Source organism: Ochrobactrum sp. BTU2, from assembly GCF_024539785.1.
Taxonomy (GTDB): Bacteria; Pseudomonadota; Alphaproteobacteria; order Rhizobiales; family Rhizobiaceae; genus Brucella; species Brucella anthropi.
On record NZ_JAHWRG010000001.1, the window covers coordinates 35,494 to 62,400 of the forward strand.

A 26,907-nucleotide genomic window follows, 5' to 3' on the forward strand; every position below is an offset into this window, starting at 1 on the left:
GCCCTTTCACCAGGCCAGCTTGGGCACCGCGTCAAGCAGCATGCGCGTATATGGCTGTTTCGGCTGAGTGAATATTTGAGAAACGGTACCTTCTTCGACAATCTTGCCGTGATGCATGACAACAACGCGGTCGCACAGATGGCGAACGACAGACAGGTCATGGCTGATAAAAAGCAATGTCAGATCAAGGCTTTTCCTCAGTTGCAACAGGAGATTGATAACCTGTGCCTGAATGGAAACGTCGAGCGAAGCCACTGGCTCGTCGCAAACGATGAGCTCCGGTTGCATTGCCAGCGCCCGCGCAATAGCAATGCGCTGTCGCTGTCCGCCGGAGAATTGGTGAGGATAACGGTCTGCCAGCGCCGGATCGAATGCCACTGATTTCAGCCAGCGATTGACATATTCGCGCGCGTCTTTCTTGGTGCAAAGCCCGTGTGCGATCGGCCCTTCCGCGACGGACTGAAATATTGTGCGGCGTGGATCAAGCGATGCAAAGGGGTCCTGAAAGATCATTTGAACGGAAGTGCCAATCTTGCGGTCTTTTTCCCGCACCTTGCGAGCGTCAACCAGAACATTACCCGAAGTTGGCGTGGAGATGCCGCAGATGATGCGGCCAAGCGTTGATTTCCCCGAGCCGGATTCGCCGACCAGCCCCAGCACTTCGCCGCGTGCAATCGTAAGAGTTGCGGACTGAACGGCATGGACGGCATGAGCTGGTTTGGCGAGGCCGAGCCGTTGGGCAAAATGGCCAAGCGAGCCTACCGGCTTTTGGAAGATCATCGTAACGTCATCGGCGCTGACGAAGTTCGGGCTTGGGGCGAGAGATTTATTCTTCTGCGTCTCTATAATTGAATATTCGCCAGCGTTCTCGGTGGCGCTTGAGGTTAGAAGCTCCCCTGGCTGTTTTCGTGACGGCAGGGCATCAAGCAGGCCTTGAGTGTAGGAGTGCTTGGGAGAACCGAGTACTTCGGCAACGCTCCCCATCTCGACAATCTTGCCAAGCCGCATGACGGCTATTCTCTGTGAGATTGAAGCAACGGTCGCGAGATCATGGCTGATCCAGATCATCGAGATGCCCAGTTCAGAGACGAGCGCTTTCACTTCTTTGAGGATTTCCGCTTGAACCGACACATCGAGCGCGGTTGTGGGTTCGTCCGCGATTACCAGTTTGGGCTTGTGAAGCAGCGCAATAGCAATCGCCACGCGTTGGCGCATGCCACCTGAAAACTGATGTGGATACTGGTCGACCTTCTTTTCCGGCTCGACAATGCGCACCCGCGCCAAAGCTTCGATTGCTCTGCGGCGAACTTCGGCATCCGAAGCCTTTTCGTGAGCGCGGATAGCCATTGCGATCTGGTCGATGACCTTGAGGACCGGGTTTAGGGTCATCATGGGGTCCTGAAAGACCATAGAGACTTCCCGACCGCGAATGCTGCGCAATTGGTTTTCCGGCAATCCGACCAGCTCCCGGCCTTCAAATCGAATTGAACTTCCGGGTTGAATTCTGCCGGGCTTATCGATCAGGCCAATCAGAGAGAAGCCGGTGATCGATTTTCCTGAACCAGATTCTCCGACAAGGCCAAGTATTTCGCCTTTCCCGATTTCAAATGAGATGCCATCGACGGATTTCACCGTACCGCGGTCAGTTTCAAAATAAGTGGAGAGATTGTCGACTTGTAGCAGAGCTGTCATTTGCGCAGCCTCGGATTGAGTATGTCTCTGATCTGATCGCCCATGAGATTGATGGCCATGATCAGAACAATCAGCGCAACGCCCGGATAGATGGAAATCCAGTAGCGGCCCGACAGAAGATACTGGAAGCCATTGGCAATCAACATTCCAAGGGAGGGCTCTGTTGGCGGCAGGCCGACACCAAGAAATGAAAGCGTGGCTTCCAGCGAAATGGCTGAAGCAACTTGCACAGTTGCCACGACGATGAGCGGTGGCAGGGAGTTGGGCAGGATATGCCGTGTCACGACGTGCCAGCCACTCATCGGCACGGAAAGGGCTGCCTGCACGTAATCCTTTTGCCGTTCCGCCGCCGCCGCACCATGTGCCGTGCGCACGAAATAGGCATATTGCGCGAAGACAAGTGCCAGAATGAGCTGCCACTTTCCCTGACCGAGCACGGCGGCAACCACGAAGGCCAGCAGGATGGCCGGAAATGACAATTGCACATCCACAAGGCGCATTATGAAAGTTTCTGTTCGCCCGCCAAGATAGGCCGCGAAACAACCGACAATCGCGCCGAGGCTGAAGGCTATGGCCCCTGCAATCAGTCCCATTTCGAGTGATATGCGCAGACCATATATAATGGCTGACAGCAGGTCGCGTCCCTGACTGTCCGAGCCGAGCAGATAATACATGCCCTGGGCACCGACATAGCCGGGCGGCCGGCGCGCATCACGCAGCACGAGAGATTTGAGGTCGTAGGGGTCTTGTGGCGTGATCCATGGCGCGAATATTGCCAGCAGAGCAATGATGACAACCACAGCGAATGCGATAACCGCGACCTTGTTCTTGGAAAAGGCCCGCCAAAACTCCTTCACAGGAGACGTGCTGCTTATTGGAGCGGAGCTTTGAGTTGATACCGTTTCGGCCATCTCAGCGACCTTTCTGACGCAGTCGTGGATCGAGGGCTGCATAAGCCAGATCGACGCAAAGGTTGATGACGACGAAGAGGATCGCGACCATCATCAGATAGGCGACCATGACTGGACGGTCGAGCGATGCGATGGAGTCTACGATGAGTTTTCCGAGCCCCGGCCAGTTGAAAATGGTTTCCGTGACAAGAGCGAAGGCAAGTGTTGAGCCGAGTTCCAGACCAAACACCGTAACAAGCGGAATGGAGATCAACTTCAATACATGCCGGCGCAGGATCGTGTGTTCAGGAATGCCTGCCGCCCGTGCAAATTTAATTGTATCGGTCGTCATTATCTCGCGTGTGCCTGCTGCTGCCAGTCGACACATCATCGCCATCTTGAACAGAGCCAGATTAAGAACTGGAAGGAAGAGATGTGACCAGCCATCGCGGGTCAAAAACGAAAAGGGAATCCCGAAAATATCGGCAGTCTCTCCTCGCCCACCGGCGGGCAACATGCCGAGCTGAACAGCAAACACCATAATCAGCATCAATCCGATCCAGAAGGTAGGTACGGAAAAGCCAAGTATCGAGCCTGCCATGATCAGTTTGGAAACGAACCCTTCTGGCTTGTAACCGGCATAGACGCCAAGAGGGATGCCGATAAGAGAGGCAAGCAGAACGGCGATAACAGCGAGCTCCAAGGTCGCCGGCAATCGCTGGGCAATCAACTCGCTGACTGGCATGTTGAAGACGAATGATCTTCCGAAGTCGCCACTGACAGTCTTGGCGACAAAATCGGCATATTGTTTCCAGAGGGGCTGGTTGAGGCCGTATTCCTCGATAACCCGCTGGCGGATTTCTTGCGTAACATCCGGTGAAATGAGTACGTCAATGGGGTTGCCGATGACGTAAACGCCAATGAACACAAGAATGGACATGACCACCAGGACGATGAACGCCTGTCCCGACCTGCGGAGAATGAATGAGGCCATTGGCTTTTCTCTGGCTAGTGCCCCTATGGTTGCATTCGGGCAAGGGTTGCGAGGGACTTGGAAGGTTTGACCGGCGCGTTAATGCCAGTCATGCTCGATCTCGTGGCGTGTTTCTTCGACACCGACTTTCCAGATTTCCATCATGTCCCGATCGGGCCTTTGGAAGACGCCGTGATAATTGCCCTCAGCAATACGTTCACGCTTTCTGCCAGCATCGACGCGCGCGGATGCGGCAAAGTCGATGCGCTCTTTCTGGAAATTCGGGATCGGCGCACCTTCCAGGCGGGTCCATGGAAAGTTCTCCATCCAGCTGGCATGGCTGGCAGCAGGGTCAATCTCCTGCACTTTTGCCATGGTCTTTGGCGCGCGCCACCAGTCGTGGAGCTTGACCGAAGTGTCGCGATGACTGTTCATCCATTCCGACAGGAGAGGGTTGATAGGCGAATTGCCGCCATGACCGTTGACAATCAGAATGCGACGGAAACCTGAATGATAGACACTGTTCAGAACGTCCTCGATCACATTGATGTAGGTGCGCAGCGTCAGCGTAACCGTACCTGGAAAATCAGCGAACCCGGATGCCATTCCATAGGGCAGGCAAGGAAACACCGGCACGCCTGTCGGCTCGGCCGCCTCTACGGCGACGCGTTCGGCCAGGATCATATCGGTTGCCAAGCTCAAATAGGCATGTTGTTCAATAGACCCGATCGGGATGACGCAACGGTCGTCTTCTTTTACACGTGCTTCGACCTGCGACCAATGCATGTCCTGAATGCGCATTTTCGTCTCCTGCAATTTTCCGGATTGGCAACCAGAGCGCACTAACCCCTCGCAGGGATGGTTGTGCGATGGCATCCCTGCATTCATTTGCTTTTTTGAATTCGGTTCCATTAGGAACAAAAAAATAGAGTTGACGCAACAAAATTTTTAAATATCGTTCCAAATAGTACTAAATGAAAAACCGCTGAGGTTTTATCGATGGATGATTTGTTGCGTACGGCTCTTTACGAAGGGCGCGCGGGACGGGAGGAGCCGGGGCTTTCCAGTCTTTCGGAGGGCGATCCGCTCTATCCCAAGCTCTGGCGAAATCCGTGCTGGCTTTCATTTCGGTTGAACTATCTGGCGTTGCGGTTCAACAATCCTGTTTATGGATTGATCCAGCAGCAACTTGGTTTGCTGCGGCCGGAGTTTGTCGTGCTTTGGTCGCTCTATCTGAGCGCCGAGTTGACCCTGACCGAAGTTGTCCGGTCGTCCGGTTTCCCAAAAAATACCTTGAGCCGTGCCGTGAACAAGCTCGACACGTTGGGCATGATCAGCCGCGAGCTCGACCCCATTGACCAGCGCCGAGTTGCTTTAAAACTGACTGAAAAAGGGCGTTTGGCGGTGGAAGCTGTCGAGGCGAAGATGATGGATCACGAACGCATGATGCTCGAATCCCTGTCGCCCGCCGAGCGTTTGAACCTTTCTGAAATCCTGACCAAGCTGGTGGTAGCTTCGGAAAGTTGGCCGCAGCAGCTCGTCGCGGATTTGGAGCCTATCGAAGGCGAAGATACCTGAAACAGCACATCTCGGATCAATAATCGGCAAGTCGGCTTGCCATGGATTTTACTACTCGTCATGCCAATGAGAAAATTACAGGGGAAAAAATGACCATTCGTTCGATATTCAACACCGCCTTACTGGCAACGACACTGATGATGCCGTTGTCAGCGATTGCTGCCGACCTCGTGATTGCCACGAAATCGGGGCCAGCTTCAATGGACCCGCACTTTACGGCAACGTCTGCGAATGCCGAAGCGACCAAGCATGTTTTCGATACGCTCTTGAAATCGGGCAATAAGCTCGAAGTCGAACCGTCACTCGCTGTGAGCTGGAAGCCTGTCGATGACACGACGTGGGAGTTCAAACTGCGTGAAGGTGTCAAATTCCACGATGGATCGGACTTTACTGCCGAGGACGTGAAGTTTTCCATCGAGCGCATTCCAAATGTTACGGGACCTAATCCTTCGACCATTTATGTTCGCAGGGTGAAGGGTGTGGAAGTGATCGATCCGCTGACCGTCCGTGTGACGACGGTTGGATCGGCGCCAACATTGCCCAATGATTTCGTACGTCTGTTCATTGTTTCCCACAAGGCTGCAGCGGATTACTCGACCAAGGAAACGGCCGCAGACGGTTTCAATTCAGGTAAGGCTACGATTGGTACGGGTCCTTATAAATTTGTGAAATGGGCTCCCACGCAGGACTTGGTACTGGAAAAATTTGACGGTTACTGGGGTGGTGCCCAGCCTTGGGATCACGTCGTGCGCAAGGAAATTCCCAATGATGCTGCTCGCGTTGCCCAGCTGAAGGCCGGTCAGGTTGATTTGATATCGAAGGTTCCTTCGACAGATCTTGCTGCCTTGGAGTCCGATTCCAAGCTGGACGTCGTGAAGGATGAATCCGTCTATATTCCCTATCTGGAGTTCGACTTCCGCAAAGAATCGCCAATGGTCTGGGATAAAACCGGCAAAAAGCTGGAGAAGAACCCATTCCTTGATCCGCGTGTGCGTGAAGCTTTCGACCTGGCTATTGATCGCCAGACGATCACGGAAGTAGCGTTGGAAGGCATGGGCTCGGTGCCCACGCAAATGGTGGCCTCGAATATTTTCGGCTACAACAAGGACATTGCTCCGGCTGCTTACGACGTTGAAAAGGCAGTCAAGCTGATGGCCGATGCTGGCTATCCGGATGGTTTCAAAGTGTCATTGAATTATGCCAATGACCGTATGCCGATGGAATTGGGGCCGACAATTGCCCAGTTGCTCGCTTCGATCAATGTTCAGGTCGATGTCAGCGGCGTCCCTGCAGCGGTATTTAATCCGGCCAAGACGCGCGGGGATTATTCGCTCTATATGGCGTCTTGGGGCACGCTGACCGGTGAATCCAACTATATGCTGTCGTCATTGATGCATACAAATGACACCGCGAAATCACTGGGCGCTTTCAATACGCGCGGATATTCCAATCCGGAAATGGACAAGCTGATTGAGGATGCCGGTAGTGAAATGGACGAGGCCAAGCGTGGCGCTCTTCTTGAGAAAGCCAATCTGCTTGTTTCAACCGACAGACCAGATTTGCCGCTTGCTGTGAACATGTCGGCATGGGGTGTAAAAAAGGACAAGATTTCCTATACGCCGCGCTCTGACGAGGACACGTTGGCAATGGACGTCAAGCCGAAATAAGACCGTATCCACTGGCGGCTTCAAGGCCCCCGGTTTTTTTAGCGAGTTAATGAAGATGCCCGAATTTGTACCTGTCATCGCGTTGCATGGCGGCGCTGGAACCATTCTTAAAGCCAATATGACGCCAGACAAGGAAGCAGCCTATCATGCCGGCCTGCGGGAATGCCTGCAGGCTGGACTGGATGTTCTGCGTAAAGGTGGCAAAGCACTCGATGCCGTGACGGCATCTGTGATTGCCCTGGAAGAAAATCCGCTTTTCAACGCCGGGCACGGAGCCGTTTTCACGACGGATGAAACCCATGAGATGGATGCGGCCATCATGGATGGCGCAACGCGGGCATGCGGTGCCATCTCCGGAATTTGCGGGCCACGCAATCCTGTTCTGGCGGCACGTGCAGTCATGGAGCAGACCGAACACGTATTTTTCGCAGGCGAAGGGGCAAAGCGATTTTGCGAAGCTGCCGGTCTGGAAATGATGGCGCCGGAATGGTTCTCGACGGAACAGCGTCGCAAGGCCTTGCACGACGAAATGGCACGTCGTCGCAGTGGTGCCGCCGACGATGGCGATCCTGCCCGCAAACATGGCACTGTCGGAGCAGTTGCACTGGATCGTTTCGGTCATCTGGCGGCAGCTACGTCCACGGGCGGCATGACCGCCAAGACACCGGGACGCGTTGGCGACAGCCCGGTCATCGGTGCTGGAACCTGGGCGGATGACGAGACGGTAGCGCTTTCCGCCACGGGTCACGGAGAATATTTCATTCGCTGGGCGGTGGGTCACGAAGTGAATGCACGGATGCGCTGGGCAGGGCAATCGCTCAATGAGGCGGCTGGCGCGGTTGTCCGCGAGCTGGGTGAAATCGGTGGCTCTGGCGGTCTTGTTGCGGTGGATCGCAAAGGCAATGTCAGCCTGCCGTTCAACAGCCCAGGCATGTATCGTGCATGGTGCGGTTTGGACGGGGAGATAAATACGGGTATATATAGATAGCAGAGATGCCATAAAGACCAGAACACAGCCTGATACCGGGATGCAATTTATGAACCTCTACAATGGAAGCATCCGATCTGCCTTGCTTCCATTTCTCTTGTGTCTGCTGTTCAACCTTCTGGCGATAGGCAGCCTTGCTGTTTATCAACGAGCGGCGCTGTTGTCCGAACTTCAAGCTGCCAGCTTTACGTTACATCGTGAGGCTTCCCAACGTGCCGACCAACACGATGCCCATCTGACGGCGCTTTCAACGATCGCTCAATCCAAAGCGCGAACGGCTGATGTTTCGCAGGATGACGTTTTCCTCGAAGTGGCGGCAACGATCACTCGTTTCTATCCGCGCATCGATGAAATTCAACTGGTGCCGATGAACCCGGCTGAGCCCGTGACCGGCACAAGAAAGCTGGAACCGGAACTGGCTGATGCCATACGTGTGGCTGCCCGTTCATCGCGAGGCGTCCCCGAGCTTCTGGCACCTGCTGCGCGACCCGGGCATTACATGATCGTAAAACGCAGCCCGAATACGGACAACCCGCACGACGGCCTGACACTCTCGATCAATGCGGGCAGTCTTATCAGTTCTGACGATGCATTCTGGAGCCGGGATGGCGTTGCGCTGCGTATCCTCATGCCAGATGGGAAGGTTTTATTCAGTAGCGCGGGCACATTTGGTGAAGCGCATTTTTCCAAGAAACTGGGCAGTGCAACGCAACCGCTTCTCTTCCAGACAGCCCTTGCCATGGGCTGGACTGATCTTTTGCCGTTTGACCAGCTTATTCCGATCCTCGTTCTTACGAACCTGCTGTTCTTTGGTGGATTGGTCATCGTTCGCCAGACACAACGCACGCGCCATGCGGAACGTCGTGCAGAACTGAGTAGCCTCGAAGCCCGATTGGCACACGCCTCACGCGTCAACACGATGGGCGAAATGGCAAGCGGCATGGCACATGAGTTGACGCAGCCCCTGACGGCCCTTCTGGCGGGGGCTCAGGCGGGGCGCCGCTTGTTGAGCCGCAACAATATGACGGCACTGGCCGGAGCGCTGGACGATATGGTGGATCAGGCGCGTCGGGCATCCGCCATTCTGGATCGGCTACGCAATTGGTCTCGTCCGCAGCGCCGGCAGACGAAACATGCTGATCTGCGCCTTTCACTGCAGAACGTGCAGACACTGCTCGCCTCGGAGGCTGTACGACAAGGCGTCAAAGTTGAACTCTCGATACCCGAGACACCTTTGTTGGCTGCGTTTGACCCGGTGGAAATGGAACAGGTGATGTTCAATCTTCTCCGCAATGCAATTGAATCCTTTCATGATAGTGATGGTGATCGACGGGTCAACGCATCCCTGAAAGCTGATGGATCGCTCGCTATTTTGGAAATTGCCGATAACGGCCCCGGTGTTGCGCCAGAGTTGTTGCCGCGTCTTTTTACCCCTTTTACGACAAATCGCCCTGAAGGAACCGGTCTCGGCCTGGCACTCAGCCAGCGGCTGGTTGAACGCTTTGGTGGTGAAATTTCCTATATTCCTCAGGAGCAAGGTGCGTTGTTTCGCGTTGTGCTCCCAATCGCCGATGGCACAGGAAGTTAAGACGATGGTTCAGCCGGTCTATCTTGTCGATGATGATGAAGCGGTACGAAAGTCGCTCAGCCTTCTTCTGTCGACCATAGACATCGAGGTCAGGGGGTTTGCTGATCCTTCCGCTTTTCTGGCGCAGCTGCCGCGACTGAAACCCGGATGCATGATTTTCGATATTCGCATGCCTGTCATGACGGGCCTGAAGCTTCAGGAGCTTCTGGCCGGGCAGGAAGTTGACTGGCCGGTGATCATCATCTCGGGCCACGGCGATATCGAAGCCTGTCGTCGCGCCTTTAGAAATGGCGCGGTGGATTATCTTTCCAAGCCGGTCGATGAGCAGGATTTGATCGATGCAATCCAGAAGGCTCAGCAACTGCTTGAACGCAAGCTGGGGAGCGAGGCTCTGAGAGCCGAAACGCTGGCATTGCTGGACGCGCTGACGGCGCGTGAGCGTGAGGTGCTTGATCGTATTGCACAGGGCTTCACTACCCGGCAAATTGCCGATGGTCTTGAATTGTCGCCACGCACGATAGATAGCCACCGTGCGGCCATAGGAGCAAAACTGGGCACGACATCGCAAGCGGAAATGACACGCTTGTGGCTTGAAGGACAGTCACATCCGTAGAACTACCGATAAGTTCGTAAATGTTACGGATTTCACTGCTTGCTGACGGGAACTAAATGTTCCTCATCACAACTGAGGAACGACCATGATCCGTAAACTTGCAATTATCGTTTTGTCGATGGCCCCGGCTACCGCTTTCGCTCAGACTCTTCCCACCACGCCCTATCTGCCGCTTGATCTGGCAACCAAAGCTGCACAGGCTGCACTGGATGCCTGTGTCGCCAAGGGCAATAATGTGAGCGTTGCAGTTGTGGCGCGAGACGGATCGACCAAGGTTCTGCTCAAGGCCGATCTTTCTGGTCCGCATACCGGCAGCAGCGCGGAAGGAAAAGCGTTCACGTCGGCTGCTCTGGGCCGTGATTCCGGTGAAGTCGCAGAGTTTATCGCGTCGAAACCAGCCAATAATGGCATGCGGGACATGGATTCTCGCTTCGTTATTCAGGCGGGTGGGTTGCCGATCAAGATCGGGGATGCATTGGTTGGCGGAATTGGCGTTGGCGGCGCACCATCGGGTGCAACCGATGCGGAATGCGCACTTGCCGGTCTGCAGGCTATCGAAGCAAGGTAAGAATGAACAATCGGGGCTGAGGGTGGTTCAACCCCGATCATTTTCAGCGAGAATGACAAAAGGGGCGCGGTTACGCGCCCCTTTTACTAATAGTGACCCCGCCTCACGCGTGGCCCACTATAATAGTGGTGTCTGTGATGATTGCGCCAGGCGTTGTGCCTGTAATGGCGATGCGAATGCCAGCGTGGCCCACGATAATGGCGGTGATGCGAGCGCCAGTTGTTTCGCTTGTAGTGATGCCGTTTCTTCCAATGTTTCCGTGAATGATGCCCCCGATGATCCCGGACTTGTTCGACATTCGAACTCACGTCTGGTTTTGCGACGTTCAGTGTCGGCGCGGCATTGGCAGCACCTGCTCCGATCAGCATCCCGACACCGAGAACACCGGCGATCAGTCCTTTAACTAGGTTCATTCTGCGTACTCCTTTCAAGCTCGCATCCTGAAATCTGGCGCATGAACTGATGATGAACGGGAAAAAGCGGGGAAAATCCGGCTTGATGGTCATACAAGTTTTACAACCACAAACCTCCCCAGACTGGTAGCTTAGCGATTCAACGACTACGTATAAGGGTGGAATCGTAACCCGTGAAATCGCGACGGAGAAACATGCACAGAACTGGCTTCGTCGGAACTATCCTGATGCTGTTCGCAGCCTTTCCCGCTGCTGCAAACGACGCGCAATTGGTTGCCGATATGGCTTCCGAGTGCTGGAAGTTGCCCGAGAATATTGACTATCAACGAGCGTCCGCAACTTTCGAGGTTACATATAATGCTGAGGGCGAGTTGGTGCGCATCGTGACTGTCGAGTATCAACCAGTTAGACGAGCGGGTCGAGAATTCGCAATCAGCGCGCAGCAGGCGCTGAATGAGTGCGCGAACAGAACTCCGGTTAAGTCGCGGACGATCCGGGTGGTAATGCGATATACGGCACCCGCCTCAGATGGGCCATTGATCATGAAGAAGCCCCTCCGGTAGCCAATGTCTATCTCTTATGGGCCAGTACCAAGTGCCGCTCGACTGAATAATTCATGCAGACGGTTGCCAAAAAAACATAATTGCTGAACAAGGGTTGGAACTAAGCGCTCAATGTCGAGAATGGAACACAGCTTGAAACGCATTAAAATTGGCTTGGTCTGGCTCTTTTTGGCAGGCATTTCGTCAGCGCATGCTCTTGAAGTCAGTTCTCCGGCCATTTTGAAGCCGTCGCCGGAGCAAATGCAAGCCGCCAATCTAACGGCAGAGTTTCTCACGCGTTTTCATTATCGGCCCATTCCTCTGGATGATGCGCTGTCGGTCCGGATCATGAACCGGTTTATCGACTCGCTGGACCCGGATCGGCTCATCTTTCTGCAGGCGGATGTCGACAAGTTCCTGACCGGCAGCAAGGAAATCGATGATGCCATCGAACGTCAGGATTTGACTGTTCCGTTTTCCATCTTCAACACCTACCAGATGCGCATCATCGAGCGCATGACCTTTGCGCGCAGCCTGCTCAAGCAGGGGTTTGATTTCAGCAAGCAGGAAGATTTCTCCATCGTGCGCGACAAGGAGCCCTGGCCGCGATCAAGTGAGGAGAGCAATGATCTGTGGCGCAAACGCGTCAAGAACGACTGGCTGCGTTTGAAGCTTGCCGGCAAGGATGATGCGACGATTCGCAAAACCCTCGACAAGCGCTATGAAAACTCCATCGAGCGCACGTTTAAATACAACAGCAGCGACGCTTTCCAATCATTCATGGCTGCCTATACGACGTCGGTCGATCCGCATACCGATTACTTCGGTGCCAAGGCTTCAGCCGAATTCGATATTTCAATGAAGCTGTCTCTGGTCGGTATCGGCGCGGTGCTCCAGGAAAGAGACGACTATACGACGATCCGTGAACTGGTTGCGGGTGGTCCGGCACAGTCATCGGGCAAGCTTGCCGTGGGCGACCGTATTGTTGGCGTTGGACAGGGCAAGGAAGGTCCTATCAAGGAAGTGATCGGCATGCGTCTCGATGAGGTCGTGCAGATGATCCGTGGTGACAAGGGTTCGGTTGTGCGGCTCGATATCCTGCCCGTCGATGCTGGCCCCGACGGCAAGCACCATGTTATCTCTCTAGTCCGCGACAAGATCAGTCTCGACAAGCAGGCCGCCCAGAAGAAGATCCTTTCGGTGAAAGACGGAGACGCCTCCCGCAAGATTGGAGTGATCACTCTGCCGGCGTTTTACGAAGACATTGAAGCGCGGCGCAAGGGCGACAAGAATTACAGGAGTGCCAGCCGCGATGTTGCCAAGCTCATTGCTGAGTTGAAGCAAGACAAGGTTGATGGTGTGCTGGTCGACCTGCGCAACAACGGCGGTGGTTCGCTCAGCGAAGCGATCGATCTGACAGGATTGTTTGTTGGAAAAGGACCGGTCGTTCAGCAGCGCAATGCAAGCGGCGAAGTCAAGGTGGAAAGCGATACTCTTTCGGCACCTGCCTGGAAGGGCCCGCTGGGCGTACTCATCAATCGCGGTTCAGCTTCGGCTTCCGAGATTTTTGCTGCGGCGATACAGGATTATGGTCGTGGTGTGGTTATCGGCGAACCAAGTTTCGGCAAGGGAACGGTGCAGACCGTGGTCAATCTCGACGAAGTGGCCAATAATCCCAAACCGGAATATGGCGAGCTTAAATTTACAGTTGCGCAGTTCTTCCGAGTTGACGGTGGTACGACCCAATTGCGTGGTGTAACACCTGATATTAGTCTACCGGGGCTTTTCGATCTCAAGCTTGTCGGTGAATCAAGCTTCGACAATGCGTTGCCGTGGTCGCAGGTGAAGGCTGCGAAGTACAAGTCATCGGACAATATAAAGACGCTGTTGCCCCGGCTGCAGAACCTGCATGATGAGCGCGTGCAGAAATCCCCGGAGTTTCAGGACTTTTTGCAAGACGTTGCAACGCTGAAAGAGCAGCGCGAGAAAAAATCCATATCCCTCAACGAAACTGAACGTCGCAACGAGATGGCTGCTCAGGAAAAGCGGATCAAGGCACGCGGGAAGGTCAACGACGGTATTGATACCGGGATGGATGACGGTCTGCAGTCGAATGAGCGAAGCTTGAGTGCTGATCTGGCGATTGAGAAAAACCGCAAGAGCGCGACAGATGTCCTGCAGAACGAGGCTGCGGCGATTGTGGGCGATCTGGTTGATCTGCGATAGGGCTTTGGTTCAAGTCAGTGCGGGAGAGAACTCGCAACGGGAGGGGTTGGCGCCGCCCGCTGCGCTGTTGCGAAACTTAGGGATTATCGGATTTCAGAAGATAACCCGCATTAAACCCGTTAGATCGCGTGAACGGTCAGGTTTCACGGTCCGCGCTTATTTGCGCAGCTCGGCTTCGATCTGATCGAGAACCTGATCCTTGCCAATGCCGGTCAGGAAGGGGAGGCCTTTTATGACGGGCTTGGTCACAGAAGCCGAAATAGGCGTAGTGGAAACGATGAAATCCACATTGTCAGCCAGAGAAGCAACTTCAGTTGCTTTTGCCTGCTGAGCGTTGAAGGTAAGCCCACGCTTTTTCATTTCTTCGGTGACGGTTGCATTCACTGCCGTAGATGTCGCTACACCTGTACCGCAAGCGAAGAGAATTGTTTTCATTTTAGCCATGGTTTCCTCCAATTGGTGCTTGTGTGTTCAGGGCGCTAGAGCATTCCCTGTTTTTCTTGAATCATTGGAAATGCTCTATTTCTTTGTTTTTTCGCATTATCCGACGCAAAACCGCTTCGCACTTTTGCTGGAAATGCTCTAGCCTTTATTGCAAGGCAGTTTGAACGTCCCCAAGCGTGCGTGCGGCCTTCAGCCTGTCGAGTGCATCAGCATCCTGAATGGTTGCCATGATCTGCTGTAAGGTCTCAATCTGTTTATCCTTGTCATTGATGGCAAGCAGAAACACATATCCAACCGGGACAGCTTCTTCCGGGTCTTCCATATTGGCGAACTGGATGGGCGATTTCAGCGTCGCGAATGCAATGCCAGCCTTGATCACATGTTCAGGATCGGTGTGGGGGACTGCGACGTTATCATCGCGCTCAAGCGGTAATCCGGTAGGCATGGACAGTTCGCGGCGGACGACGGCATCGGCGTAGCTTGGCTTTACATAGCCCAGCTTCTCGAGCTTGCCCGCCAATATCCGGATAATCTCTTCGTTGGTTTTTGCTTCGCTCTGAAGCTCGATCGCTTGTGGGTCGAGAAACTCAATCAGACCAGCAGCCATTCCATTCTCCATTCAAAGAAGGTCGCACGCCGATCTCGACGTGCGACTTGTATTTCATGCAGCGATCATTGTCGCCCTCAGGCAGCAATTTCGTCTGCAGGTTCGTCCTCAGCACCCGCAGCGCGTTCCCATGCCTGCGTATTGCGACGATAGAGCATGAAAAGTGCTGCAATAACGACGGCGATTACCGCGATACCAATAGCACCGAGCCACTGGATGGCCGAGATGATGACGTAAGGCACCCACAGGAATCCATCGACCACCGAAGTAATCTGCAAGGCGTTCTCAGGCAGCTTGAAGCCCGATGAAACAGCAGCGCTGGTGAACAATGGTGCGAGCGCATTGGCGACATAGAAGCCGATGGCCAGTGTGATGGTTCCGACGACGACCATGCGGAACACGTTTCCTTTCAGAAGCGGTGCCGTCATGGCGACGATGAACGGAATGACGGCAAGATCGGCGAACAGGATCACGCGGTTGCCCGGCAGGATGACCGACAGGATAATCGCAATCGGCACCAGAATGAGTGATGACGAAATCGCAGCCGGGTGTCCAATCAGGATTGCCGAGTCGAGACCGACGAGAAGTTCGCGGTCGCCTGTGCGCTTGCGCACAAATTCCTGTGCAGCGTCAGAAACCGGCAGCAGGCCTTCCATCAGGATTTTCACCATGCGCGGCAGAAGCAGCATGACCGCTGCGAGCGTCATGCCGGTGCCGAGAACCTTGGCGAGGATCGTGCCGAAATCGCCAGCATTATAAAATGCGATAGTACCAAGCACGAGGCCGATGATCAGCCCCATCACGACCGGCTCACCGAAAACGCCGAAGCGACGTTCGATGGTTTCAGTGCTGATGTTGATCTTGTTGATGCCGGGAATGCGATCCATGATCCAGTTGAGCACGATGGCAATTGGCAGGATCTGCGCCGAGGCCAGATGCGGCACGGACACACCGGGTACGCCATAGAACTGCTGAACAGCGCGTGCGGACCAGTCTGCAAACAACAGCGACAGTGCTGCAACCAGTGCTGCAATGATGATGCCATAAGCGAGGTTATCGGTTGCAGCGACAACCAGCGAGCCCACGAAAGCAAAGTGCCAGAAATTCCATACGTCCACATTGAGCGTGCGCGTCCAGCGCATGAGCAGGAGGACGATATTGACCAGAATACCTACTGGAATAACCCACAAGCCCACGGATGAACCAAAGGCAATGGCCGCAGCGGAAGGCCAACCGACATCGACGATATCGCGTTTTATGCCTGTATTGGTCACGATTGCCTGAGCCACTTCACCGATGGAGGTGAACATAAGGCCAAGGACCAGGTTGATACCGATGAAAGCGACGCCAATTGTTATGGCTGCACGGAAGGCTTTGCCGACCTTCGCCCCAAGTACCACTGCAATAATGAAAATCACGATAGGCAACAGGACTGTCGCCCCAAGCGTATCGACTGCCGTTTTAAGTCCGCTCAGAAATGCGTCCATTTATCTCTCCTCCCCCTCGGAGCACGTCCCAAAGTGCACCGAACTAACAGAACATCATTATTAGCTCGCACGTATCGACGTTTCAAAATGTGAATTGGGCGAAACGGCAGAACATTTGTATTCTATAGCAAACTAAAGTTGAATAACAAGATGGCATTTCGAGAGGTGTAAGCGCTGCGAGAAATGAACACTGGTATTGACTTAGAAACAAATGTTCATTAATCGATAGCGCATCAGAGGAGACTGCGAGAATTTTGCAGGGATGTTCAGGAGGAAACGATGGCAACCAATGTGGCGTTGACAGGTTTGGCGCGTGACATGCAGGCGCGGGCGGATAGTGGGCGCCCAATTCGCATCGGACTGATTGGCTCCGGCGAAATGGGCACCGATATAGTCACGCGCGTTGCGCATATGCCGGGCATCGAGGTTGGCGCTATTTCTGAACTGCGCGTTCCCAATGCACTCAAGGCCGTGGATATTGCTTTTCAGGAAGAAGGCCATGGCCGCGAGGTCTCGACAGCTTCCGACCTGACTGCTGCTATGGAAGCGCACAAGGTTGCTGTAACCGACAATGCCAATCTGATCCTCGAAAATGATCTTATCGATGTCGTGATCGATGCAACCGGTGTTCCGGCTGTGGGGGCTGAAATCGGCCTGCGCGCTATGGAGTATGGCAAGCATCTTGTCATGATGAATGTCGAAGCGGACGTCACCATCGGTGCTTATCTGAAAGCCGAAGCTGAACGCCTTGGCGTGACCTATTCGCTGGGCGCAGGCGATGAGCCGTCATCCTGCATGGAGCTGATCGAGTTCGTAAGCGCTATGGGCCACCCAATTGTGGCTGCGGGTAAGGGTAAAAACAATCCGCTCAATATTGATGCTGTTCCGGATCAATATCTGGAAGAAGCCACGCGCCGTAACATGAATGTACGTATGTTGGTGGAATTCGTTGACGGTTCAAAGACCATGGTTGAAATGGCGGCTATTGCCAATGCCACAGGTCTTGTCCCCGATAAAGCTGGTATGCACGGCCCCGCTGCAACGCTCGATCAGCTCAATAAGACGCTGATCCCTGAAAAGGATGGCGGCGTGCTGTCGAAGGTTGGTGTGGTTGATTACTCTATCGGCAAGGGTGTTGCGCCGGGCGTATTTGTCGTGGCCGACATGTCGCATCCGCGTATTTCCGAGCGCATGGAAGATCTGAAGATGGGCAAGGGGCCGTATTTTACGTTCCATCGTCCGTATCACCTGACTTCCCTTGAAGTGCCACTCACCTGCGCCCGCGTTGTGCTCTATGGCAAGCCGGACATGGTTCCGCTTTCAAAGCCGGTCGCCGAAGTGGCAGCCGTTGCAAAGAAAGACATGCAGCCGGGCGAAAAGCTCGATGCCATCGGCGAATATTGCTACCGCGCGTGGATCATGACTTCGGGCGAAGCGCGCGATGCGCACGCGATCCCTTGCGGGCTTCTGCAAGGCGGCAGCGTGACCAAGCCGATCAAGAAGGGCGAGCTCATCACTTACGATAATGCGGCTGTGGCACCTGGTTCCAAGATTGCCGAACTGCGTGCACGTCAGGACAAGCTCGTTTACGGAGCGTGAGGACAAAACATCATGGTTCAAGCCAAAAAAGTCGAACCGCAGGATACGGGCGACCGTCACAATTTGCCTTATGCTTTCCGCACTTATTCGCCGGAACAGCTGAAGGAAGCACTGCATAAAATGTATCTTATCCGCCGCTTTGAAGAAGGCGCGGAAGAAAGCTACACGCGTGGCCTTATTCACGGAACGATGCATCTTTCTATCGGGCAGGAAGCGAGTGCGATGGGATCGTGCCTGCCGCTCAACGACGATGACATGATTACGTCGACCCATCGCGGCCACGGTCATTGCATCGCCAAAGGTGCAGACGTGAAGCGCATGTTTGCGGAGTTTTTCGGCAAGGAAACCGGCTATTGCAAAGGCCGTGGCGGCTCGATGCACATTGCCGATGTTTCCAAGGGAAATCTCGGTGCGAACGGTATTGTCGGCGGAGGTATCCCGATTGCGGTAGGTGCAGCTCTTTCTGCAAAGAAGCAGAAAAACGGCAAGGTGGTCGTTTCGTTCTTTGGCGATGGTGCGAACAATGAGGGTGCTTTTCACGAAGCACTCAATATGGCCGCGGTCTGGAAGTTACCGGTCGTTTTCATCTGCGAAAACAATGGCTACGGCATGTCCACCTCGACCAAGCGCTCTACGGCAGTTGCCAATGTTGCTGACCGCGCCTCGGCCTATAACATGCCGGGCGTGATCGTGGATGGCAACAATCTGTCGGAAGTGGCAGAGGCCGTGAACGAAGCCACCGAACGCGCACGGCGCGGCGATGGGCCTACGCTCATTGAAAACAAAACATACCGCATTCGTGGTCATTCCAAGAGCGATCGCAACCGCTATCGCACCAAGGAAGAAATTGAGCATTGGCAGCATGATCGCGATCCAATCGCGCATTTTGAGGCCGACTTGAAAGCCTATGGCTTCATCAATGACGCCGAGATCGAGGCAATTCGTGCTGAGGTGGAAAAGGAAATCGCTGACGCGATTGAGTTTGCCAAGAACAGCCCCGTGCCTGATCTGACCAACCTGACCCGCGACGTTTACACGGACGATATTTGAACATGGACACGACAATCCGTGAGTTGAGCTACTCGCAAGCCATTCAAGAAGCTATGGCAATTGCCATGGAACGCGACGACCGCGTTTTTCTGATGGGTGAAGATATTGGCGTCTATGGCGGCGCATTTCAGGTGACGGGTGATCTGGTGCATCGCTTCGGCGAAGACCGGGTTATGGACACCCCAATTTCAGAACTGGGCGGCGCAGGTGTTGCTGTCGGCGCAGCACTGACCGGCATGCGCCCGATCTTTGAATTCCAGTTCTCCGACTTTGCAGCACTTGCTATGGAGCAGATCGTCAATCAGGCAGCAAAAATCCGCTACATGCTTGGCGGTGCGGTTTCTGTGCCACTGGTCATGCGCTTTCCTGCAGGTTCGGGAACGGGTGCCGCAGCACAGCACAGTCAGAGCTTAGAGGCATGGCTTGGCCATGTTCCGGGCCTCAAGGTTTTGCAGCCCTCGACACCTTATGATGCCAAGGGCATGTTGCTTGCAGCCGTTGAAGATCCTGATCCGGTTATGATTTTCGAGCACAAGCTGCTTTACAAAACCAAAGGTCCGGTTCCTGAAGGCTTCTACACCGTGCCAATCGGGAAGGCGGAAGTGGTTCGCGAGGGGCGCGATCTGACCATCGTTGCAACCGCAATCATGGTGCACAAAGCACTTGATGCGGCCGCTGAACTTGCCAAGGAAGGCATTGATGTTGAAGTGATCGATCTGCGCACCGTGCGCCCGATTGATCGCGAAACCATCATTAAAAGCGTCAAGAAGACGTCCAAGCTTCTCTGCGTTTATGAAGCGGTGAAGACGCTTGGTATCGGTGCTGAAATCTCCGCAATCGTCGCAGAAAGTGACGCTTTTGATTATCTCGATGCGCCAATCGTGCGTCTTGGCGGGGCAGAAACTCCAATTCCTTACAATCCTGATCTTGAACGTGCGACCGTTCCACAGGTGCCTGACATCCTGAAAAGCGCTCGTGATCTGGCTAAAGGAGTGCGCTGACCATGGCTGTGGAAGTCATTCTCCCCAAGGTCGATATGGATATGGAGACGGGGCAGATTTCGCGCTGGTATGCCAAGGATGGTGATACTGTCACGAAGGGCCAGCTTCTCTTTGAAATTGAGACTGACAAGGCGGCGATGGAAGTCGATGCTCCGGCATCAGGCATCATTGCGGATATCAGTGCCGCAGAAGGCACTGTTGTCCCGGTTGGTCAGACTGTCGCCTGGATTTACGACGAAGGTGAAGAACGTAGTGCCAAGTCAGCGCCCGTCGTTGAAGAGCCAATTGTTGCTGTGCCCGTCGAAACTATCATTGAGACGGTAGCACCAAACCCGGTTGAACCAAAATCCTCCCAAGACGATAAAAATGGTTCAGCTGATGATGTGCGGGCAACGCCGCTTGCACGGCGGCTCGCCCGTGAAGCAGGCATTGATCTCGCCACCATTCAGGGCTCAGGTCCGAAGGGCCGCGTGCAGAAGAAGGACGTTGAAGGCAATACCGGCATTGCGAAGCATACAGTATCGGCTAAATCGCCTGCGATTAAAAATGCTGAACCATCCGCGCCCGGTCAGCTCAATGCAGTCTGGTTGCGTGAGGGCGAGGCCGATCGGTTGCCGATTGTGCTGATCCACGGCTTTGCCGCAGACCTCAACTCATGGCGTGGCTTGTTTGCCGGGGCATCGCTTGGCCACCCGATACTGGCGCTTGATCTTCCGGGACACGGTAATTCGCCACGTGTTGTTCCTGAAAGCATCGATGATATTGCTACGGCAGTCGAAGCGACGCTTTCTGCTTTCGGCGTGACGTCGTGCCTGCTGGTTGGTCACTCGCTTGGCGGAGCCGTCGCCACAGTCACCGCTGCGCGTGGTGTTGTCGATGTGCGTTCCCTGTTGCTTATTTCTTCGGGGGGCTTGGGACCGCAGGTCAACGGCGCGTTCATAAAAGGTCTCGTCGGCGCGAAAAGCGAAGCCAGCATCGTTCCCTGGTTGAAACTGCTCGTTGCCGATGAGAGCCATCTGACGAAGCCGTTCATCAATGCAACAGTTGCTCAAGCCGCTGATGCAGAACTGCGCGATACGCAGGAAGCGATTGGTCATCGGTTTTTTGCGGATGGCACACAGACTTTTGAGGTTCGTTCAAGCATTGCTTCGCTTGCAATGCCGGTGCGGCTCATCTTCGGTGCCGAAGATCGGGTTATTCCCGTTGCCCAGGCCCATGGTTTGCCAGGGAAAGTTGGCGTCCACATTTTCGCAGGTTGTGGACATATGCCACAAATCGAAGAGCGGGCTGCGGTGTTGCAAATTCTCAAAGAATGCGCCGCCGCTGCCAATTAATACGAGCCTAAAGCAATTTAAAAAGCACATCGTTTGCGACGATGTGCTTTTTGTTTTTAGCCTTATTAAGCCTTGTCTTTCAGCATCTGTGTCGCACTTTCTTCATCGGTGATGAGAACGGTGGGTTTCAGAAGTTCGATTGCACCAAGCAGAGCGGCAATCTTCTCTTTGCCGCCTGATGTAAGAATACGCTGCGGCGTCTTCTGAAGACTTTCAATTTTGGCCGACATGACGCGGTCGTGCACGGGATCATCAACGATCTTGCCGTTCTTGTCATAGAAGTGGAAAAGTACGTCGCCAACAGCGCCATTTGCAATGAGCGATAGCTTCTGTTCCTCGTCAATCAGGCCGACGCGATAAGACGTGCTGCTGGCTGTCTGAATGTCACCGACGCTGAGCAGCACCATGTCGAGTTGCTCTGCCATATCAAGCACAGTGTTCAAGCCGCAGCGCTCGATAAGCGCAATCCGGGTTTCCTTGCTGTCAACCAACGCAGGCGCTGGGATCAGATAGCCTTCGCCCTGAAAAATCTGCGCAAATTGCCATGCAAATTCCGGCGGGTTCGAGCGCCGTGGCTGCACAATACCGCCGAGCAAAGAAATGACTTTGAGGTCATTAAGCGGACGCGCACCAATATGTTGAAGCGTGCTGGAAAGAGTACGCCCCCAGCCGACGCCAATCGTCATGCCGTGCTGCACCTTTTCCGACAGATAGGCGCCAGTGGCAGCACTGATCGGTGGAATAGGATCAATGTCGGATGAAGAGAGCGGCGCGACAATCGCGCGTTCCAGACCAAAGGTCTTTTCAAGCTCCACTTCCAATGCGGTCAAGCTTGCCAGCTTGCCTTCGATGGTAATTTTTACTTCATTGCGAGCACGGGCATCAGCGAGAAGACGAACGATTGTGACACGACCAACACCAAGCGCTTCTGCGATGTCATTCTGGGTCATTTGTTCGACGTAATACATCCACGCGGCACGCGTTCTCAACCGGCTCGTGCGGTTTTCGGCGGCAACGCCTTCCGATCCAATGATGAGGTCAGCTGTCTCCGGATTCTTTTGCGTCTTCTTGCCAGCTTTTTTCAAAATAATCCCTCAAATTATTGGCGCAATACTGCTTTATAGAAGTGATACTCTTAAAGCGAACCTATTGCTTTTCCACGTGAAGGCAAACAATAATTCATGTGCTCTGTCCAGGCTGTTCCGGTGGCGCTTCGGTTAAGGAAAATGAACATGTTACGCATTCTTTCGGAAGAAATTGCAGTCAATCTGAAAGACCGGCTGCGTGAGGTTCGATATATGATTCGCCGCAATCGTCATGAAAGTTTGCAGGGCGAACAGGCCTCTTCGCGTCCGGGTGAAATCGTGTCACCGGAACTGCTGCTGGGACATGCTGCGAGCATGATGGACAAGGCGCTGACCACAGCTGAAACAATCTCCATTTCGTTGATTTCATCGAACCCGAATGTTCATAACAGTGCGCCGCATGTGAGAAGCCTGTCGGTTTATTTCGGCGCAGGAGCTGAAGGTGGGCGCGCGTTCCGCAAGGATATGTACTATCTCACGAAGGAAGTGCTCCGCCGCCATCAGTTGCAGAATGTGCTGATTCAGGAAGCTGTGTTTGTCACCGTGCATGCAAAAGTAATGCGCAAACATGGAGCTCTCTTGAAGAGCGCGGTTGCCGCCGAGGCGGGCGACAAAAAAGTAGCCGAAACGGCCAAGGCCATCACGGCCATGTTTTTCGAGCTTCTTGCGGAAAAGCCGGTTCGTTTTATTTCATTGGATGGCCATTGCGATCCGCAGGCTTTACGTAAATTCGAAACAATGTGTTTCGCTGCTGTTGGCCTGGCATGCGGACTGGCCACAGCGAAAGCTGGCGACCTGGAAGGAATTGACCCACTTGAGAGCGCCATTCTGGCTTTGGACGCAAGACATGAGCGTCTGATGCAGGCTGCTGAAGATCGAGATCATCCACAGCTCGAAAATCTGTTCCAGACCTTGATTGCACACCTGCCATAAAACAAAGCCCGGATACGATGATCCGGGCTTTGTTTTATAGATGCGTCGCAGATGAAGTTTAGTTTCCAAACATATCTGCGATCAGCTTTTTTGCGCGGGGAATTGAAGCCGGACTCATGCTGAGCTCGGTCAGTCCCATGCGCAGGAATTCGCCGATGAGTTCCGGCTTTCCTGCAGCTTCGCCGCACATGCCCACCATGATGCCTGCTTCGGTACCCGCCTTTGCGGTCATCTCAATTGCCGCCATGACAGCCGGGTGGCTTACGTCGTTGAGCTTCGCAACGGTTGGATTGAGCCGATCCGCAGCCATCACATATTGCGTGAGATCATTGGTGCCGATGGAGAAGAAAGCCGCTTCTTTTGCGAGTTCTCTGGCGGCAAAAACAGCCGCCGGTGTCTCAATCATAACGCCAAGGTCGAACTGGGCGAAAGCTTTACCTTCGTTTGTAAGTTCGCTGATGCATTCTGCAATCAGTCGTTTGGTTGCGCGAATTTCTTCGACATCCGAGACCATCGGCAGCATCACCTTGAGGTTGCCATTGACTGCTGCGCGCAGCAATGCGCGCAACTGCGGCTTGAATACATCCAAACGATCCAGACACATGCGAATGCCGCGCCAGCCAAGGAAAGGGTTTTCTTCCTCGGGAAACTCGATGCCTGCAATGGGCTTATCGCCACCGATATCGAGCGTCCGGACAATAACCGAATGTGGTGCAAATGCTTTGAGAAGCGCCGAATAGGTTTCGGCCTGCATGTCTTCGGACGGCAGATGAATATGCTTCATGAAGAGAAGCTCAGTGCGGAAAAGACCAACCCCCATGGCACCGGCTTCGAGCGCGACGTCGATCTCCTCAAGTGCGCCCATATTGGCGGCAACTTCGATAATATTTCCATCTGCGCGACGCGGCGTGATCGAGCGATAAGCATCCAGAGCCTGCTTTTCCTGCATTGCTTTGGAAATACGCGCTTCGATTTCGTTGCGGATAGCCAGGTCTGGATCGGCATGAACGATGCCGAACGTTCCGTCCACTGCTACGGTCTTTGCATTCTCGAGCTCATGGATTGCACTCCCCAGGCCAAGAACAGCCGGAATGCCATGCGTGCGGGCGATGATCGCAACATGCGATGTGGCGCCGCCATGTCCGCAGACAACACCTTTGATTTTCTTGAGCGGTGCACGTGCCAGATCCCAGGCGCCGATGTCTTCGGCAATAAGCACCGATCCTTCCGGCAAGCCTTCCAGATTGATGTCTTCTTTGCCGAGAAGGGCAAGGCAGATCTGGCGGCTGACAGCATGCACATCGTCTGCACGTGCATTAAGATAGTGATCGTCGAGTGCCGCAAACTGCCCGGCAACCGTGGAAGCTGCAGCAAGCATCGCCGAAATGGCATCTAAACCATCTCGAATGAGCCCAAGTGCTTCGTCGGTCAGGCTATCATCCGCAGCAATATCCTTTAATGCCGCAATGATGCCTCTGTCAGCGTCAGCGAGGTTGCCGCTGGAGAGCGAAGCATCCATGCGTTGCTGTACCGTCGCGATAGCCGACTTAAAATGGGCAATCTCGGTGTCTATTTCAGATGCTGCAAGCTTCCGGCCCAACGGCTTGATTTCTTCAGGAAAAAACGGAAACGCAGTACCCAATGAGATGCCTTCGCTCGCACCAATGCCTTTTATCTGACCCGTGGGCAGCTTTATCGAAATCGCAGGCTGAGTAGCGGCTGGCGGCGTGGTTTCTGCTTGAGGGGTAGCAGTGGGTGCAGCGGCCTCTTCAAGACCAGCTTGCGGGTTTTCCAGATAGCCAATCAAAGCTTCGATGGCTTCAATGGCATCGGCACCATCGGCACGAACGGTCACTTCATCAAGCTCTTTCACACCAAGCAGCATCAGCTTGACGGAGCTTTTGGCACTTACGCTTTTCCCGGCCTTGGCGATTTCGATGTCGCTTTCAAAACCCTTGGCCAGTTTAACGAAGCGGGTTGCGGGGCGCGCATGCAGCCCTTCATGCACCCGGACGATAGTCGAGCGTTCCATTTATATAAGCCTCAAAGCGACATCTGAAACATTCCAACATCCTGAATGTCAAAACTTGTTCCAATTATCTGTTTTAACACGTAATTCTAAATCCAATGATGGCCAGATTCAGCCGCCAATGGTGATAATCTGCCCTTCTTTGAGAGCAGCGACAAGCTCTTCGCCGACGATTTCAGTAGCGCAAATTTCGCCTGGACGATCTGTCGATTGTGCGCCCGTAAACGAAATAACGACGTGGCCGATTTCGCGTACTTTTTGCCAGGCGCTATCACCGACAGCAGTGATTTCTGCGTTGAGCGAGCCGATGGTGATGCGGGCTCCGACAGCAGGTGCGGCCGCTTCCGGGCCTTCTTCCACGACATGCATTACGGAAACTTCAGCGAGTTCGGGTGGCGACCCATCTGCAAAAAGAATGAGAACGCCGCCTTCAGCGAGATCCGCAACTTCCGGGCCGATCGCGGTGATCCGCGTTTTCAGATGTATCGACATAGAGGCGGTCCTTTCTTGGTATGGTCTTCGATGCCCGGAAATAGTGATCAGGGGACATCGACATTGCAGATGTTTGGGAGATTGCCTGCCGCCGCTTTTGCTGCGACAGGCTGAACGTCTTAAAGCACTGCGAGGCTGACAACCCATGCGATCAGGACCGAAAGTGGCCCCATGATCTGACGGCTGATCAGAACTGCCGGAACACCAATTTCGATTGTCTTGGGTTTCGCTTCCCCGAGCGCGAGACCAACCGGCACGAAGTCACAACCGACCTGCGTGTTGTAGGCAAAGAGCGCAGGCAGGGCCATGGCCGGAGCGATGGTGCCGTTGGCGATCTGCGGTCCTATGATCGCCACGCCCACGACCTGCGCGATAACCGCGCCCGGTCCGAGGATTGGCGACAGGAACGGCAAGCCGCAGATGGCGGAAAGCACGAGCAAGCCGACAATATTATTGGCTAGGGGGCCAAGCGGCTGGGCAAGAATATCGCCAATGCCTGTATAGAGGATCAGACCGATCAGCATGGTCACGAATGCCATGAATGGCAAAACGTTACGGATAACCTGATCGATTGTGCGGCGACCCGCCTGGAAGAAGATACCAACCACACGGCCCATAACACGACCGATACTGCTGATCAGTCCGACCAAGCCGCCTTCGCTCGGCTGTTCTACCGGTGCAGACTCTTCTTCTTCAACTGCGGCAACTGCAGGGGCAGCGGCGGCCGAGCCATCAGCAGAAACGATGTCTTCCGGCTTCACACCTGACACGTAAATGTCCTCGGTGATGAACTGCGCCAGTGGCCCGGATTGTCCAACCGGTGTGATGTTTACCGTTGGAATGCGCTTGCGCGGATAGACGCCGCAGCGGGCAGTGCCGCCACAATCGACAACCACGACTGCCATTTCGCTTTCAATTGGTGGTGAGCGGAAGCCGTCAACGGCCTCTGCTCCGGTCAGTTCGGCAATCCGGCGTGCAAGCGGATGAATGCCGCCGCCAGTGACCGAAACCACCTTGTTGCGTTGCTCTGTCGGCTGAATGACAAGCGGACCGCCCCAGCCATTTGAGCCGCGGGAAATTTTAACTGCCTTATAGGTCTTCACCATGT

24 protein-coding genes are annotated in these 26,907 nt (G+C 54.3%); 12 read left to right on the forward strand and 12 right to left on the reverse strand.

Annotation, left to right across the window (positions count from 1 at the left end; translation table 11 throughout):
- Window positions 1-6 precede the first annotated feature (6 nt).
- The 4 genes from KWJ32_RS00210 to KWJ32_RS00225 all read right to left on the reverse strand — a co-directional run bounded on the left by KWJ32_RS00210 (window position 7) and on the right by KWJ32_RS00225 (window position 4,356).
- Window positions 7-1,692, reverse strand: a complete 1,686-nt coding sequence (locus KWJ32_RS00210) for an ABC transporter ATP-binding protein (protein ID WP_151610401.1) — start codon at window positions 1,690-1,692, stop codon at window positions 7-9.
- Entirely contained in the window at window positions 1,689-2,603 is a 915-nt protein-coding gene (locus KWJ32_RS00215; RefSeq protein WP_043062257.1) for an ABC transporter permease, read from the reverse strand. Before KWJ32_RS00215 ends, KWJ32_RS00210 begins: the two co-directional genes overlap by 4 nt.
- Window position 2,604: 1 nt before the next feature.
- Complete coding sequence (locus KWJ32_RS00220) at window positions 2,605-3,576, reverse strand: ABC transporter permease (RefSeq protein WP_010659313.1); 972 nt, start codon at window positions 3,574-3,576, stop codon at window positions 2,605-2,607.
- A gap of 78 nt (window positions 3,577-3,654) precedes the next feature.
- Complete coding sequence (locus tag KWJ32_RS00225) at window positions 3,655-4,356, reverse strand: creatininase family protein (RefSeq protein ID WP_010659312.1); 702 nt, start codon at window positions 4,354-4,356, stop codon at window positions 3,655-3,657.
- A gap of 198 nt (window positions 4,357-4,554) precedes the next feature.
- Between KWJ32_RS00225 and KWJ32_RS00230 the strand changes: the two genes are divergently transcribed.
- The 6 genes from KWJ32_RS00230 to KWJ32_RS00255 all read left to right on the forward strand — a co-directional run bounded on the left by KWJ32_RS00230 (window position 4,555) and on the right by KWJ32_RS00255 (window position 10,557).
- The gene (locus tag KWJ32_RS00230; RefSeq protein WP_010659311.1) at window positions 4,555-5,133 is read left to right on the forward strand and encodes a MarR family transcriptional regulator; all 579 of its coding nucleotides are present in this window, start codon (window positions 4,555-4,557) and stop codon (window positions 5,131-5,133) included.
- A gap of 89 nt (window positions 5,134-5,222) precedes the next feature.
- The gene (locus KWJ32_RS00235; RefSeq protein WP_010659310.1) at window positions 5,223-6,800 is read left to right on the forward strand and encodes an ABC transporter substrate-binding protein; all 1,578 of its coding nucleotides are present in this window, start codon (window positions 5,223-5,225) and stop codon (window positions 6,798-6,800) included.
- Window positions 6,801-6,855: 55 nt separating this feature from the next.
- The gene (locus KWJ32_RS00240; RefSeq protein ID WP_256885945.1) at window positions 6,856-7,788 is read left to right on the forward strand and encodes an isoaspartyl peptidase/L-asparaginase; all 933 of its coding nucleotides are present in this window, start codon (window positions 6,856-6,858) and stop codon (window positions 7,786-7,788) included.
- Window positions 7,789-7,837: 49 nt separating this feature from the next.
- Window positions 7,838-9,376 (forward strand): ATP-binding protein, encoded by a 1,539-nt coding sequence (locus tag KWJ32_RS00245; RefSeq protein WP_012093453.1) that lies wholly within the window; start codon window positions 7,838-7,840, stop codon window positions 9,374-9,376.
- A 4-nt stretch (window positions 9,377-9,380) separates the two neighbouring features.
- Window positions 9,381-9,989, forward strand: a complete 609-nt coding sequence (locus KWJ32_RS00250) for a response regulator (protein WP_010659306.1) — start codon at window positions 9,381-9,383, stop codon at window positions 9,987-9,989.
- An 85-nt stretch (window positions 9,990-10,074) separates the two neighbouring features.
- Complete coding sequence (locus tag KWJ32_RS00255; RefSeq protein ID WP_012093452.1) at window positions 10,075-10,557, forward strand: heme-binding protein; 483 nt, start codon at window positions 10,075-10,077, stop codon at window positions 10,555-10,557.
- A gap of 86 nt (window positions 10,558-10,643) precedes the next feature.
- Here KWJ32_RS00255 and KWJ32_RS00260 read toward each other — a convergent pair whose 3' ends face one another.
- Window positions 10,644-10,970: a hypothetical protein gene (locus tag KWJ32_RS00260; protein WP_155269258.1), complete on the reverse strand. Its 327-nt coding sequence runs from the start codon at window positions 10,968-10,970 to the stop codon at window positions 10,644-10,646.
- A gap of 683 nt (window positions 10,971-11,653) precedes the next feature.
- Here KWJ32_RS00260 and KWJ32_RS00265 point away from each other — a divergent pair.
- On the forward strand, window positions 11,654-13,738 hold the full coding sequence (locus KWJ32_RS00265; RefSeq protein WP_040128591.1) for a carboxy terminal-processing peptidase: 2,085 nt from the start codon (window positions 11,654-11,656) through the stop codon (window positions 13,736-13,738).
- A 156-nt stretch (window positions 13,739-13,894) separates the two neighbouring features.
- On the opposite strand, the gene KWJ32_RS00270 is transcribed toward KWJ32_RS00265, so the two are convergent.
- The 3 genes from KWJ32_RS00270 to KWJ32_RS00280 form a co-directional block, all read right to left on the reverse strand.
- Window positions 13,895-14,182: a PTS sugar transporter subunit IIB gene (locus KWJ32_RS00270; RefSeq protein WP_010659301.1), complete on the reverse strand. Its 288-nt coding sequence runs from the start codon at window positions 14,180-14,182 to the stop codon at window positions 13,895-13,897.
- A 145-nt stretch (window positions 14,183-14,327) separates the two neighbouring features.
- On the reverse strand, window positions 14,328-14,789 hold the full coding sequence (locus KWJ32_RS00275; RefSeq protein ID WP_012093448.1) for a PTS sugar transporter subunit IIA: 462 nt from the start codon (window positions 14,787-14,789) through the stop codon (window positions 14,328-14,330).
- 77 nt (window positions 14,790-14,866) lie between these two features.
- Window positions 14,867-16,276, reverse strand: a complete 1,410-nt coding sequence (locus KWJ32_RS00280) for a PTS sugar transporter subunit IIC (RefSeq protein ID WP_012093447.1) — start codon at window positions 16,274-16,276, stop codon at window positions 14,867-14,869.
- A gap of 279 nt (window positions 16,277-16,555) precedes the next feature.
- Between KWJ32_RS00280 and KWJ32_RS00285 the strand changes: the two genes are divergently transcribed.
- Genes KWJ32_RS00285 through KWJ32_RS00300 form a run of 4 tightly spaced genes read left to right on the forward strand, consistent with a single transcriptional unit; the run spans window position 16,556 to window position 21,260 of the window.
- Entirely contained in the window at window positions 16,556-17,875 is a 1,320-nt protein-coding gene (locus tag KWJ32_RS00285) for an NAD(P)H-dependent oxidoreductase (protein ID WP_012093446.1), read from the forward strand.
- A gap of 12 nt (window positions 17,876-17,887) precedes the next feature.
- Window positions 17,888-18,925: a thiamine pyrophosphate-dependent dehydrogenase E1 component subunit alpha gene (locus KWJ32_RS00290; RefSeq protein ID WP_012093445.1), complete on the forward strand. Its 1,038-nt coding sequence runs from the start codon at window positions 17,888-17,890 to the stop codon at window positions 18,923-18,925.
- Between the two features lie 2 nt (window positions 18,926-18,927).
- Window positions 18,928-19,926: an alpha-ketoacid dehydrogenase subunit beta gene (locus KWJ32_RS00295; RefSeq protein WP_012093444.1), complete on the forward strand. Its 999-nt coding sequence runs from the start codon at window positions 18,928-18,930 to the stop codon at window positions 19,924-19,926.
- 2 nt (window positions 19,927-19,928) lie between these two features.
- Entirely contained in the window at window positions 19,929-21,260 is a 1,332-nt protein-coding gene (locus KWJ32_RS00300) for an acetoin dehydrogenase dihydrolipoyllysine-residue acetyltransferase subunit (protein ID WP_012093443.1), read from the forward strand.
- A 65-nt stretch (window positions 21,261-21,325) separates the two neighbouring features.
- On the opposite strand, the gene KWJ32_RS00305 is transcribed toward KWJ32_RS00300, so the two are convergent.
- Entirely contained in the window at window positions 21,326-22,345 is a 1,020-nt protein-coding gene (locus KWJ32_RS00305; RefSeq protein ID WP_012093442.1) for a sugar-binding transcriptional regulator, read from the reverse strand.
- A gap of 147 nt (window positions 22,346-22,492) precedes the next feature.
- On the opposite strand from KWJ32_RS00305, the gene KWJ32_RS00310 reads away from it, so the two are divergent.
- Window positions 22,493-23,278: a hypothetical protein gene (locus KWJ32_RS00310; protein WP_256885946.1), complete on the forward strand. Its 786-nt coding sequence runs from the start codon at window positions 22,493-22,495 to the stop codon at window positions 23,276-23,278.
- Between the two features lie 58 nt (window positions 23,279-23,336).
- On the opposite strand, the gene ptsP is transcribed toward KWJ32_RS00310, so the two are convergent.
- The 3 genes from ptsP to KWJ32_RS00325 form a co-directional block, all read right to left on the reverse strand.
- Entirely contained in the window at window positions 23,337-25,310 is a 1,974-nt protein-coding gene (ptsP, locus tag KWJ32_RS00315) for a phosphoenolpyruvate--protein phosphotransferase (protein ID WP_151609368.1), read from the reverse strand.
- 108 nt (window positions 25,311-25,418) lie between these two features.
- Window positions 25,419-25,799 (reverse strand): PTS glucitol/sorbitol transporter subunit IIA, encoded by a 381-nt coding sequence (locus tag KWJ32_RS00320; RefSeq protein ID WP_010659291.1) that lies wholly within the window; start codon window positions 25,797-25,799, stop codon window positions 25,419-25,421.
- Between the two features lie 119 nt (window positions 25,800-25,918).
- Entirely contained in the window at window positions 25,919-26,905 is a 987-nt protein-coding gene (locus KWJ32_RS00325) for a PTS glucitol/sorbitol transporter subunit IIB (protein ID WP_151609369.1), read from the reverse strand.
- Window positions 26,906-26,907 lie beyond the last annotated feature (2 nt).